Annotated in this window: 9 protein-coding genes and 4 pseudogenes; 4 read left to right on the top strand and 9 right to left on the bottom strand. The window is 68.5% G+C overall.

Annotated elements, in window-relative coordinates; translation table 11 throughout:
* Window positions 1–30 precede the first annotated feature (30 nt).
* Window positions 31–2025, bottom strand: a complete 1995-nt coding sequence (locus tag IF09_RS0125155) for an ABC transporter ATP-binding protein (protein WP_051832883.1) — start codon at window positions 2023–2025, stop codon at window positions 31–33.
* A 5-nt stretch (window positions 2026–2030) separates the two neighbouring features.
* Window positions 2031–2642 (bottom strand): NUDIX domain-containing protein, encoded by a 612-nt coding sequence (locus IF09_RS41940; RefSeq protein ID WP_051832852.1) that lies wholly within the window; start codon window positions 2640–2642, stop codon window positions 2031–2033.
* A gap of 962 nt (window positions 2643–3604) precedes the next feature.
* Here IF09_RS41940 and IF09_RS0125140 point away from each other — a divergent pair.
* Window positions 3605–3985 (top strand): hypothetical protein, encoded by a 381-nt coding sequence (locus tag IF09_RS0125140; RefSeq protein ID WP_234321135.1) that lies wholly within the window; start codon window positions 3605–3607, stop codon window positions 3983–3985.
* A gap of 437 nt (window positions 3986–4422) precedes the next feature.
* On the opposite strand, the gene IF09_RS0125130 is transcribed toward IF09_RS0125140, so the two are convergent.
* Window positions 4423–5037: a GNAT family N-acetyltransferase gene (locus tag IF09_RS0125130; RefSeq protein WP_030299381.1), complete on the bottom strand. Its 615-nt coding sequence runs from the start codon at window positions 5035–5037 to the stop codon at window positions 4423–4425.
* A gap of 705 nt (window positions 5038–5742) precedes the next feature.
* Here IF09_RS0125130 and IF09_RS43305 point away from each other — a divergent pair.
* Window positions 5743–6032 (top strand): annotated as a pseudogene (locus IF09_RS43305) (transposase); the annotation flags it as partial.
* A gap of 118 nt (window positions 6033–6150) precedes the next feature.
* Here IF09_RS43305 and IF09_RS0125120 read toward each other — a convergent pair.
* The 6 genes and pseudogenes from IF09_RS0125120 to IF09_RS45770 form a co-directional block, all read right to left on the bottom strand.
* Window positions 6151–6753 carry an SMI1/KNR4 family protein gene (locus tag IF09_RS0125120; RefSeq protein ID WP_030299379.1) on the bottom strand — a complete coding sequence of 201 codons (603 nt, stop codon included), beginning with the start codon at window positions 6751–6753 and terminating at the stop codon, window positions 6151–6153.
* A 132-nt stretch (window positions 6754–6885) separates the two neighbouring features.
* Window positions 6886–7335: pseudogene (locus IF09_RS0125115) on the bottom strand (oxygenase MpaB family protein); the annotation flags it as partial.
* 101 nt (window positions 7336–7436) lie between these two features.
* Complete coding sequence (locus IF09_RS45785) at window positions 7437–7754, bottom strand: hypothetical protein (RefSeq protein ID WP_158710039.1); 318 nt, start codon at window positions 7752–7754, stop codon at window positions 7437–7439.
* A gap of 169 nt (window positions 7755–7923) precedes the next feature.
* Window positions 7924–7989: pseudogene (locus tag IF09_RS48520) on the bottom strand (pentapeptide repeat-containing protein); the annotation flags it as partial.
* A 32-nt stretch (window positions 7990–8021) separates the two neighbouring features.
* Window positions 8022–8117: pseudogene (locus IF09_RS48515) on the bottom strand (pentapeptide repeat-containing protein); the annotation flags it as partial.
* 1092 nt (window positions 8118–9209) lie between these two features.
* A complete protein-coding gene (locus IF09_RS45770; protein ID WP_051832850.1) occupies window positions 9210–9506 on the bottom strand; it encodes an IS110 family transposase in 297 nt (98 codons plus the stop codon).
* Window positions 9507–10049: 543 nt separating this feature from the next.
* Here IF09_RS45770 and IF09_RS0125090 point away from each other — a divergent pair.
* Window positions 10050–10742: a hypothetical protein gene (locus tag IF09_RS0125090; protein ID WP_030299365.1), complete on the top strand. Its 693-nt coding sequence runs from the start codon at window positions 10050–10052 to the stop codon at window positions 10740–10742.
* 1195 nt (window positions 10743–11937) lie between these two features.
* Window positions 11938–12328 (top strand): transposase (locus tag IF09_RS0125080; RefSeq protein ID WP_030299363.1); only part of this gene is annotated, 391 nt, incomplete at its 3' end.

The raw sequence follows: 12328 nt of genomic DNA, 5'->3' as shown, positions 1-12328 counted from the left end.
GCACCTGGACCCGCAGGCCCAACGCGGCGTTCACGAGCGCTCCTCCGCATTGGTGTCCGCGGCGGGGTCACGCTGGGCAGGGACGGTGTCCGCGAACGCGGCTGCCTGGATCAGGTAGGCGTCCCGGAACTCCCCTGTGCCGGTTTCCTCGTCCATGAGCTGGGAGAAGGTCCCGGACTCGGCGAGCCGGCCGTCCTTCATGACGTGGATGACGTCGGCGTGCCGCACCGAATGCAGGCGGTGCGTGATGAAAATAATCGTCTGGCCGGTCGCGGCGAGCGCGCGAATCTGATCAAAAACCCGCTGCTCGGCGACCGCGTCCAGCGCACTCGTCGGCTCGTCGACCACCAAGATCCCCGCACGCTTGTACCAGGCGCGGCTGATACCCATCAGCTGCCATTCGCCGCCGGACGCCTCGCGCCCGCCCTTGTAACCCCGACCCAGGAGGGTGCCGAAGCCCCGCGGCAGGGCGGCGATGAACTTGGCGGCGCCGGAAAATGCCGCCGCGTCCTGCACCGCCTCGTCCTCGATGGGCGTGGTGGGCCGGCCGATGCCGATATTGACCCTCACCGTGAAGGGCCACCGGAAGAAGGACTGCGACATGAGGGCGATGCGCGCGAAGATCTGGCCGCGGTCGGCCTTAGCGGCATCCACGTCGTCCCACCAGATCGTGCCACCGCCTTCGTCGGGTAGGTGCAGGCCGGCCAGCAGCTTGATGAGGGTGGACTTGCCCGAACCATTCGCCCCGACCAAGGCGATGACCTTGCCCATCGGAAAGGACAGCGACACCTCGCGCAGAGTCGGCTCGGGCGTCTCGCCGCCGGAGCCCGGGTAGGTGAACGTGACCTTCTCAAAGCGGACTTCCCGCACCTGCTCGGGCAGAGCTTCCCCTGTCTCCGGGATCGCGCGGGCCTCAGCCTCCGCGCACAGCCGCTCGTAGTCGGCGACGAAGAGCGACTCCTGGTGCAGATCTGCCATCTGCAGGACCAGGCCGTCGAGGCTGGAGGCGCCGGCGCGGATGGCTAGCACCGCCGTGCCCGCGACCGCGAGGTCCATCCGACCGCTCCACAGCAGCAGTCCCAGCGCCCCGTACGTCAGGAGGGTCGCGGCCCCGGACGCTCCGTCCGCGATCAGCCCGATCTTGGCTGCGTTGCGGGCCAGGCGGGTCTGCTCGCGCTCGCTGGTCTCGGCCATCTGCCGGAAGTGCCCGAGGAGGAACGGCCCGACCTCGTGGACCCGGACCTCGGCCGCGGCCTCCCGCTGGGTCAGTAGCTGCCCCAGCAGGTGACCGGCCCGCGCGTGCTGCACGAAGGTGTGGAAGGAGACGTAGCGCTGCTTGGAGATCGTCAGCGAACTCCAGGCACTCGGCAGGGTCATCAGGACCAGAAGAGGCAAGAGCGCAACGTGGAGCACCGTGAGCACGCCCGCGGCCGCGATCAGGGAGATCCCCGAGTTCAGCGTGTTGGTGCAGTACCGGATCATCCGGCGGGCGGAATCGGCCCCATAGCGGGCGGCGTCCAGCAGCCGGTGGAATTCATCGTCCTCGATCGCCGCGAGCTCCACCCGGTGCACCAGCCCCAAGTACCGCTCGGTCGCGACCCGCTGGACCTTCGGCTCGAGCTCGCCGGTCGCCGCCGTGGACGCCGACCGCAGGAGCGAACCCAGCAGCGCGGTGACCGCGACCACCACGAGAGCCGGAACCGCCCTCGCCAGCCGCTCGTTCGTCGTGCCACCGGCCAGGATGTGCCCCAGGACGCCGTTGACTGCGACCAGCCCGATCGCCTGCGTGATGCCCCGTCCGATCTCGGCGCCGAGGACCACGCGCAGGGCGCGGGCGTCAGCGAGATGGGCGAGCTTCAACCCAGTCGTGACCATGCGGGGTAAACCCCTGGCCATGGTCCACAGGCCGAGCTTCAGCCAGGCCCCTTCGTGCGCGTCCCAGCCGACGTCGTACGCGAGCTCGCCGCCGAACAGCAGCCGCTCCGACTCCGACACCGCAGACTCCCCGCAATCACCGCTGGCCATCTGGCTCACTTCGTCCCCCTCATATCCGGTCGTACTCCGGTGTTCTTCTCGCTGTGAATTGCCGCCATGCCCGAGCCGGAGGGACCCATCCGGATCTCGCGTCCGTACCCCGTTGCCCGGATCGCCACCGTTTCGGCCGAGGTTGTCCGAGCGTCGGGCATGGCGACGGCGGCGTACAGGGTGCCGGCGACGTACTGGTTGAGGACGGCATGGGTGAGCGGCCGACAGTCGGCCGGAGGACCCCCCGGATCCGCCCACACCACCTCGCTGTACTCGCACGGCGCGGAGTTGCTGGGCTCCCCGGACCAGCGCTGCGTGGCGAAGACGACGCACAGGCGGCCCGCGCCCCGCTCGCTGCGGTAGTGCAGGAGCCCGCTGAGCTCGATGTCCTGCAGGCCCACCCCGATACCCAGCGCCTGGGAGGCCCCCCGGCAGGCCGCCTCGTCCAGCCACTCCGCCGGCTCCAACCGTCCGCCCACCAAGGCCAACTGGCCCCGCTCGGGGCATCGGGCCCGGCGGACCAGCGCCACCTTCCCGTCCGAGCGCAGCACGAGCAGCACCACCTTCGTCAGCGGCCGGTAGCCCGGCCCCACCTGTTCGATTCGGGCAGCAGCCATACGGGGGTGGTGCGCTGTCGGCACTGGTCCTCCCTGAATTGACGTGGAACCGAGCGATGATCGAACAACCCCCCGCGCCCGGGTGTCGTAACGGACCCGGGAGGGGGAATTCTTCGAACTGAGATGCGGTGAAGGCGTGTAGGGCAGTTCCTCTGGGGGTGGGGACGTTTGAACTCACACGTTCGAGTGGAGAAGGAGCAACGGCACCCGATCAGGGTCTTGCGCGAAGGGGCTGCGGCCTCCGTTACGGGGCGGACTGCGGGACGTCGGGGCGGGGGCGGCTGCAGAGCTTCATCCGGAGGGTGTGGGCATGGCTGAGGGGGCAGCAGCGGCGCGGCTGCCCGATGTCCGACGGCGGTCACGGGGGTGGTGTCCGCCAGTCGTCGATGCCGTTGGGTGGCAGGAGGGGGCGGGTGGGGCGTCGAGGTACTCGTGCTCGACGAGCGAGAGGGCGGCGGTGCCGGCGTGCCCGGGGAAGAGCTCGCTCATCCGGCGCGTGATCGGCGTCCACAGCATCGAAGATGCGGCGGGCGAGGATCTTGCGGTTCCAGACGTCGATGCTGAAGACCGAGGGGTCACGGGAGGCATGGGAGGCCGGTCGCCGACGGCACCACTACGACCGCCTCAAGGACGCCGGGCGGCTAAGCAGCCGCGAGGTGTTGGCCGTCCAGCGGGAGAATCTCGCTACGGCGCGGCCCGCCTCGTCCACACCGGCCGAGGGTGAGTGCGAGACCCAGTGGTCCGACCTTCGGCTGAAGGATGAGACGCCGGGCGCGGAGACTCTTCGTCTCCCACTGCTCGGAGTTCCCCATAGTGGGGCGTGACCGACGTCATGCTCCGCCGCCTCACCCGCACCTCCACCCCGACCTGGCGCGACCCGCCCGCCTGGCACCCAACACCCCCGGACAGCGGGAGAACCGAGGCGGGAACTCCTGGACAAGATCGAGACCCGACAGCGGATCGTGACCGGGACGGCCGAGCAACTGCGTGAACAGATCCGCCGGCTCACCGAGCAACTCGCCGCCGCAGAGCGCACCCTGGAACGCCTGAACATCACTCGCGAGACCGTGCTGGAACTGGCCTCCGAGGACGGGACCGAGCCTCCCGAGCAGCTGCCACCCGGTTACCGCGACATCCTCAACCTCTTCGAACAGGACGAGGCGGGACTACGCGCCAGGGACGTCTGCCAGGCACTCGGCACCGGGCTGGAGCCACGGCACACCGAAGGCACCTGCGCCAAGCTGAAACGCCCGGTCAACCGCGGCATCCTCACCGAGGCGGAACCCGGCCTGTTCACCCTGCCCCGGCCCACACTGCCCGCGCCGGACACCGACTCAACCTGAAACATGGCGAATCAGCGCAGAACGCCCTCTCAAGACGGCAAGCGGATACAGGTTTCCGGTCAGCGCCGACTGGTGCACCCCGGCCATGGCCCCAACAGCGATCAGCGCCTCGAGCGCGCCGGGCAGAGCCCGCCCATACACGGCCAGGTCGTCGGCTCGGACACTGAGTCCCGTGACGATCAGCTCCAGGAACGTGTCAAGCAGCGCGCCACAGGGCTCCAAGCGGTGGGCCCGCAACGCCTGTCCGGCGGCAGCCAGTTCAGTACGGCCGTCGAACGTCCAAGGAACGGCCAGGAGACGCCCTGTCGCCTTTGGAAGGCGGCGGCGTAAGCCTGCCGCGCGGTGCCACCGCACTCGACCAACGCATGGTCGATATCCCAGAGCACCAACCGGGGCGCCGACGCGCCAGCATCGCCGTAGCGTCCGGCGTCATGACGCTATCCTTCATCGCCGAGTCCTTCCAGGCGCGCGGTCAAGCGTTCCTTGGCCGTAGGCCAGTCCCGGGCGAGGATCGAGAAATACACCGTGTCGCGCCAGGTGCCGTCCGGCCGACGGAGATGTCGGCGCAAGACCCCTTCGCGATACGCACCGAGCCTCGTGATGGCCGCCTGCGAGCGGTGGTTGAGGTGATCGGTCTTCAGCTGCACGCGTCCCATGCCCAGGTCTTCAAAAGCATGGGTGAGGAGAAGCAGCTTCGACTCGGTATTGACCGCGGTGCGCCAGTACGCGCGCCCGTACCACGTCCAGCCGATCTCCAGCCGTTCGTTGGCCGCGTCAATGTCCATGTACGTGGTCCAGCCGACGGCCTTGCCGCTCGCACGGTCGATGACCGTGAAGGGTACGCACTCACCACGCCGGGCGGACTCCAGCAGCACGGCGAGCTTCCCGCCCAGCTCCTCCTGGGTTTGCGGTGCCGGCCCACCCTGCCACCTCCACACCTCCTCATCGCGGCCTCCCGCCGCAAACAGCTGGCCGAGATGCTCCATTGCCAACGGCTGCAGGCGCACGTGGCGGCCGGTGAGGGTGACGGGGAGGGGAACTGAAGCAGGCATGACGTGGAATGTAGCCGAGCAACGCACTAGAAGTAAATGTGATTTGCGCTAGTGCAAAACGTTCGGTAGGCAAGTCTGTCAGGGTTCGGGGTGGCTGGGCGCCCGACCGACGGAGCGCCAGTGATCCGCCCTCGGGTACGCGTAGGCGGCTTGTGCGGTGCGCTCCTAACTCGCCCCAGAATCAGGGCTATTGCCAGCAGGCGGGAACTTTCGACATGTTTCCGGCGCGGCCCGATGGTCGAGCCGCCGATGTGCGATCGGAGTGCGATTCATGGCGCGTTCGGTGCCGGAGATTCACGACGAGAACCAGGCCGCGGGCCGGCTGCGGGTGCCCTTGGCGGCCTGACGGTGGGCAGCGGGTTCGGGCCTGGTCCCGTCGGCGGATGTCGGCCCGGGATTGTGGTCGAGGCGGTGGTGGAGGCCGCCGACCCCGAGGCCGTGCGCGCGGCGCTGCGGGGCCCGATCGGTGCGGGGGTGGCGGCGGACCGGCTGACGGAGGCCTTGGGGTGCCGCTCCCGATCCTCCGGCCGAGGGTGACCGCCTCGGCGGTCGGCCCGAGCGAATGCGGCCGCCACGTGCGGGCCACCTCCGAGGTCCCGGAAGTTGGGGACCGTTCCTCTCTTGATCTGCTTCCCGGGACGGTCCGTGGTGCCGCTCATGGGATGCCTCGAGCCGCTCGTGCGCGGGATCCTGCCTATCCGGTCCCGGCGCGGCCCCCGCAGGCGACGGCCGCGATACTGCACGCCGACAAGGGCTACGACTACGACCACCTGCGCCGATGGCGCCGCAAACGCGGCATCCGCCACCGCATCGCCCGCAGATGCATCGAGTCCTCACAACGACTCGGCCGCCACCGCAGGGTCGTCGAGCGGACCGTGTCCTGGCTCGCCGGCTGCCGTCGGCTGCACCGCCGCTACGAACGCAAGGCAGAACACTTCCTTGCCTTCGTCGGCATAGCCGCAGCCCTTATCTGCCACCGCCGCCTCACCGAGTGAAACGACGTCTGTGGAAGAGCCTCTCCCGACCGCCTCTTACCCCGCTTCAGCTTGGACAGGCTGCCTGAAGACTCTCCGGAGCCACTCCGGTGAACCACGCGGCCAAGCGTTCCTGAGTTCAACTCACGAGATCGCGCCAGAATGCGACGGTCGCCTTGGGGTCCCATGCCTCGTCCTGACGATCCAAACCGGGGCCACCGAACTCCTGGTGGACATAATCAACCAAATCGGTGCCGTAGTAGATGATGTCGGTCTGATACATCGACAAGACGCGGTGGCCATACGTGCCACGTCCCGCAGGCAAGTACCGGTGCGAACAGACAGGCACCATCGTCGGCACCTCAGCCAGACACGTACGGGCCACCATGAGGACGTCGGCCAGCACTCCAGGCTTGGCCCCCCAGTCTTCCGACCAGAAGCTGTTGTGCTCGACATCAAAGAGCACGCCGTCGGCTGGCCAGACAAGCCGTTCGCGGAGCTCGTCAGGGTCACCGTTGCGCCAATCAGGCCAGGGCTGTCGCCGCCCCGGACTGGACGGCCGACCAGTCGGCAAGCCGGCCGCCAAGAACGCACGGTGATCGTCACTGAACTCGAAGCCGAATTCCGCTTCGACCCGTGCGAACTCGGCGTCCGACAGACCTGGCAAAACTTCGACACGCCCAAGTTGAGACAAGCGGCGGGCGGCTTCCGCCCCCAACTGGGAACCTTCATTCGTTATCACCCCCCGATGGTAGCGACGGCTCGACGCGGCCCTCCATGGAGTTTGAGGTGAGCCCTACAAAGAGGCTGCAACCGTCGCACTCGCTCCAACACCCACGCTTCCTAATGTCATGCACGCCTCATTAATACGTACCTACTGGTGCCCGTAGAGGTGCAGCGGCATCGTCAGGTCGGCCTTCTTGCCGTCGTTCATCGCGCGGCTGACCATTTCGGCTGCGATCCGTGTCATCGTCGCGGACGGTGTCGGCAGCCCGCCGGCCTGGGGTCCGATGAAGAACCCCTTGACGGCGGTTGGCACCACCGCGTCCCACGATGAGCGGGCGAGGCCGAAGGCATCGGCATGGGTGTCCCCGATCATGTAGCGCACCAAGGCCGTCGTGAGGGGAACGGTCGTCTCCTTCGGGCCGGCCAAGGACGCGAAGTACTCGATCGTCGCCTTCACGTACGTCGCTGACTTCGGCGTTATCCGCGCGTACAGCGTGTCCACTGCCGCAGCCCGCGTCCGCGCCGCGTCCATGGTCTCGGGCATGCTGTCCTCCTGCATCCCCAGCAATTGTCCCGCCACCCGCCACGAGTGCAGGTAGTCGGCCGCTTCCTACTCGGTGGGGTGCACGTTGAGCCTGTACAGATGGTCGGCCAGGTAGCTGCTGAACAGGTTCCACTCCGCGAGCATGTCCAGCTGGCTCAGCGGTGCTCCCCACTGCGCGGTGTCCCAGTTCCCCTCGGTCTGTAGGAGGTGTCGCACTGCAGAGTGCGCCATGCGGATCCGCGCCGAGGTGACGAACGCCGCCCGGTGGGACCGTACGGGTCCTCAACAAGCGTGTCGCCCACGCCGCGCAGTGCCTTGGCGAAGCCCTTCTTGTTGTCGTGCGGGCCCTCGATGCCGAAGACGGCCTCGGCCTCGGCCGGGTACTTCATCCGCACGGGCGTCACGTCCAGCACCGCGGAGAACGAGATCCGCTGCGCATTGGCCAGCACAAACCTCTGACCGCTCGCCAGCATTGCTGGATCGGCCCAGGACGGCAGACTGCGTGCCGACTCCTACGTGAGGTGAGTCTGCTGCCTGATGCTGTCCGGAGAGAAGCGTTCGCGGAGGCGTCACGCTTCCGGGGCGAGTTCTACGGTCGGCGACGTGGCACCCGGCTCCAGCACGGCCACGGCACCCATGCATCGTGGCTGCGACCAGGTCTGCGCCCTGCGCGTCGCATCCGTCCAGCTTCGCGTTGCTGAGGTCCGCGTAACGGAAGCAGGTTCCACTAGGTCGGCCTCTCTCAGGTCGGCTCGCTCGAGCATGGCCCCTCGCAGGTCGGCCGCTCGCAGGCCGGTGCCGCGCAGGTCTGGCCTCGCAAAGGTCAGCCCGGGCAAGGCAACGTCCGCTGAGGTCCATGCCTGGTGTGGGGGTACGGCCTAGGACGGTCAAAGCAAGCTGAACGTCAGGCTGCGGCGGATCCGGCAACGGACGCCGAACGTAACTGGCTGCTTTGGGCATACGTGGCGGGCCCTTCCGCACGGCAACAGAGGCTGTGCGTTGCCGTACCAGGGAGGTGAGGACCTGAGCAGCGTCGGCGGTGTGGCCGGCATCGTCCTTGAGGACTTGCTCCATGGCCAGAACCCCACCGCTGCGCACGTACTCCTCGGTGTGGCCGATGCGCTCGAGGGCCTTGATGAATCGGTCGGTGACCTGGCCGCGACGCGGAAGCCGATCGTTCCGGGCGGTGTACAGAAGTGCGACAGCGGCCCCGAGGGCCGCGATGCGCTGAATAAGGAACAGCCGCCACTGCCCGATGAGCTGAGCGCGGTCGCCTGCGGGGAGAGACGACCAGGAACCGTCCATCATCGGCAACAGAGCGTGCAATATCGGTTCGTACCACAGCCCGAGTACGACAGCCGTGCCCCGCAGCACAGTGCCCGGCAGCACAACGCGTGGCCTCAGCCGCCGAAAGCGACCGTCGGGCGAGCTCGAGCGTTGGGGACGATGAACCAGCATGAGCCGATTGCACCCCAGCCTCGCGGCACGTGCGGGGGATCTCGGGTTCTTCAAGAGCAAACACCCACCGGCGGTCCAACTTCGATGGCGCTGCAGAGGACACCGGTCCGCCCGCCTGATGATCACAGCCCGCCCGACGAGCGGGGATGGCGCTGGGTGCGCTACGACGGCGTCGCCATCGGGGTCGCCCCCCGGTCCGGCCGACATCCGTGTCTTCCTCGCTACCGGCGGGCTGGAGAACGCCGAGGACGTGGAGCTTACCGAGCCTGACTTCGTGGAGTGGCGCGGCGCTAGCCCCGAGGAGTGGGAACTCTCCCCCTGAGCACCGACTGCCTTCTGCGCCGGGACGGATCCTCAGGACACAGGTGCTCCGCGCGCTGGTGGGTGAGTGGGCAAGCCAGTCACCCACCAGTCGCTCAAACGGGCCATCGTCCGGGGCTGGGAAGTGTTCCGCTGCCTCACCACCACGGTCACGGTCCCGGAGATCGCCGACCTACGCCCCGCACGCGCAGGGCCCGGTAGCGGGCGCGGATCGCTTCGGGGGCGCTGATGAGGATGTGCCCGATCTGGTTCATGGCGGCGGTGCGGGCCTTGACCGTGGAGCGGGCGGCGTTGTGGAGGGCGCGTATGCCGGTGACGGTCTCGTCCTTGGGTGCGCTGGAGGCGCGTCCGGAGAGTGCGGCTCGGGCGGCGGCGTAGGCGTCGATGGGGTCCGACTTGCCGCTGCGGCGACGTTCGGCACGGTCGGGCCGGTTGACCTCGACCACGGTCTCAGGCCCTCGGCGCGGGCGGAGCGGGTGAACCCGGTTCCGTACGACGCGGTGCCTTCCACGCCGATCGCGATCACGTCCCCATGGGCACTGAGGAACGCGAGAGTTGCCGTGTATCCGGCGGTGGTGGTGGGGAACCCGGCGTCGGCGAGATGGCCGCCGTTGTCGGTGACGACCGCGACATGAAGGGTGTCGGAATGGGAGTCCACACCGCCGAACACCCACTGGGCAACCGTGCCCGCTATGCCTGCTGCTGTCATGCTGGAGGCGCCTTCCTAGCCGGAGGCGGCGCCGGCCGGGTGGGGCAGACAGGACATTGAGGGGGCTTCTGGCCAAGCTCCTATCAGGTCATGTTCCACCTGGCCGGGGCCATGAAGAACGGGCCCCGGCAGCCGGACGGTACAACGGGAAGACAGCCCAGCACGGGCGTCAGTCAGTGGCAGAGCCACGACCACCGGAACCCGCTACGAGTATCAATGTCAGTGGTGGGCGGCAGGATGGATGCGTACCGCTGATCCGAGCTCATCACGAGGGGTTCCCATGTCCGTTGCCGTATCCGACGCCGCGTCCGTCCGCTTTCCCACCGGCTGGTGCGCCACCGACCTGGGCCGGTTCCGACCCTGCGACTTCACCTATGAGGTCTACCCTCTGGACAGCCTGCCGCCGCTGGACGCCGTGGGGCTCGACGGCGGGTTCGGGTGGATGGGCGGTGGGAGCACCGGGCCGTCGGAGCACGTGGCGCACCTGGCGGCCCTCGAACGGGAGCTGGTGGCGGTCGGGCTCGCGCTGCCTTCGGACTTCGCCGCGTTCTACGGCAGCGAGAGACTCTGCAGCGCCTTCGACCAGGTGTCGGTGACAGCCTGTTGGACCGATCTGTCCGCGGCGCTGCGCAGCCCGGCCGAGGAGGGCGCCCGTCTCGTGCGGTTCATGCGGGACCAGCAGGACTGCGTCATCTGGTATCTGTACCTGCGACCCTCGGGGGAGGCGTTCGTGGTGTGTTCGCACCTGGAGCTGGAGTCCGCCGAGGCCTGGGCGGCCGGGGAGCGGGCGGATGAGTTCCGGGAGGCCGCCGCCGACTCGCTGATACGGTGCGCCGGTTCCTTCGAGGAGTTCGCGTACCGCTTCGTCGTGGAGAACGAGCTGTGGATGCAGCTCAACTCCGCCGGCACGGAAGGGCAACTCGCTCCCCGCCTTCAGGCATACGCCGATCACTACGCGGCCGCCGTCGCCTGACCCGGCAGCCGGCGGTCAGGCGAGTGGTGTGGAGCGGTTGAGCGCGGTGATGACGGCGGCAGCCATGCCGTCCTGCGGGTCGACGCTGCCAGGACGGTCGCCTGGTGGGCGGCGCTATCACGGGGGAGGCCTGGCAGGCCGTTGACCTCCAAGAGGGTCGGCTCGGGCCATGTACAGAAGGCCCAGCGCGTCGAGGCCAGGCTCGTCGGCGGTCCCGTTCGGTGTTCGCACTCGCGGGACGGCTCGGGGAACGGGTCCGCCGTGCTCGGCGCCGGGCACACAAGGGGGAAACATCGGGGGAATCAAGGGGGAACCCAGAGGGCAAACATAGGTAACAGCATCCCGGTTCCGCTCTGCGTTCATGAAGGTCATGCCCCATTTCCAGACCGGTGAGTTCCCAGACTTATATATCTGGAGGGGGTGGGCGTTGGTTGTGGAGGCTGTTGCTGGGCGTCGGGCGGGGTGGGGCTGGGGCTGAAGCCGTCGCGTCACCGTGTGGGAGGTGGCAGCCCGGAGTCGGCCGACACCACCGCGTCGGCCGTACACCGGAGTCATGAGACGAAACAAGCAGGACAAGAGCGTGGACTTCGACGTCGCGGCTGCGGCGGCTTGGCCGTACGGCCCGGGCGACTACATGTGGCACGCGGTGGCCCGGCTCGCCGGCACACCGCGACTACATGTGGCACGCGGTGGCCCGGCTCGCCGGCACACATCGCGACCCGGTCGTCACCAGCGGGCCGTTCGCCCGGCCTGCGGGCATCCTGTCCTTCGCCCAGGCAACGGACGTCACTCTCGCGTCGCGGGTACAGCTGACCGGGGCGCAGACCGCGAGCGAAATGCACGAATTGATCGCACTGCCACCCGCGGCATCAGTTGGGACTCCCGGACTCTAGGCCCGGACATCGCCCTGGACGTCATGGTCGGCAAGCGCCAGGACCTGGCCCTGCACGATGGCCACCTGAGGGGGCTGACCAGGCTCCTGCTCGACGCTGACGAAACCACCGGCGCGTCCGGCATCGCCCGCCCGGGACGCTGCGCCCACTGCGGTGGGAGTGGCCAGGGCCGACCGCTGTGGACGCGCCGGGCCTGAGCAAGCCTTAGGGGAGCCTGGGCAAGCCTGCAGCCGCAGCCGCCTTCTAGTAGTGCTTTGTTAGCCGGTCTTGTCATGTCGGGTGGTTGGTAGTTCGCTGGTTGTATGAGGGCTGGGGAGCTTGCGGCGGTGCGGGTCCGGTTGGAGGAGTTCGCTTCCGAGGTGTTCGCGCCGCTGGTGCGGCGGGACTGGCTGGAGAAGGGCCAGTTGTATCTGCGGGGCCTGTTGCTGGACGGCCGGCGCAAGTCGTTGCTGGACGGCCGGCGCAAGTCGATGCAGCCGATGGCCGAACGCCTCGGAATCGACCATCAGCGGTTGCAGCAGTTCATGACGTCCTCGACCTGGCCAGTCGCCGACGTGCGGGCCCGGCTGGCATGGCGGGCCGTGCGGGCGGTCCGCCCGCAGGTGTGGGTGGTGGACGACACCGGTTTCCCCAAGGACGGCAAGGCCTCACCCGGGGTGGCCCGGCAGTACTCGGGCACCCTGGGCAAGGTCG

It is taken from the genome of Streptomyces katrae, from assembly GCF_000717655.1.
Lineage (GTDB): Bacteria > Actinomycetota > Actinomycetes > Streptomycetales > Streptomycetaceae > Streptomyces > Streptomyces katrae_B.
Note: the sequence above shows the minus strand (reverse complement) of the source record. Positions and strands in the feature narration are given on the sequence as shown.

What these genes read in the sequence shown, in the direction of transcription:
- IF09_RS0125130 (WP_030299381.1), bottom strand. Translation starts at nt 5,037, where the DNA reads ATGCCTGCTTCAGTTCCCCTCCCCGTCACCCTCACCGGCCGCCACGTG.
- IF09_RS41940 (WP_051832852.1), bottom strand. Translation starts at nt 2,642, where the DNA reads ATGGCTGCTGCCCGAATCGAACAGGTGGGGCCGGGCTACCGGCCGCTG.
- IF09_RS45785 (WP_158710039.1), bottom strand. Translation starts at nt 7,754, where the DNA reads ATGCTGGCGAGCGGTCAGAGGTTTGTGCTGGCCAATGCGCAGCGGATC.
- IF09_RS0125155 (WP_051832883.1), bottom strand. Translation starts at nt 2,025, where the DNA reads ATGGCCAGCGGTGATTGCGGGGAGTCTGCGGTGTCGGAGTCGGAGCGG.
- IF09_RS0125090 (WP_030299365.1), top strand. Translation starts at nt 10,050, where the DNA reads ATGTCCGTTGCCGTATCCGACGCCGCGTCCGTCCGCTTTCCCACCGGC.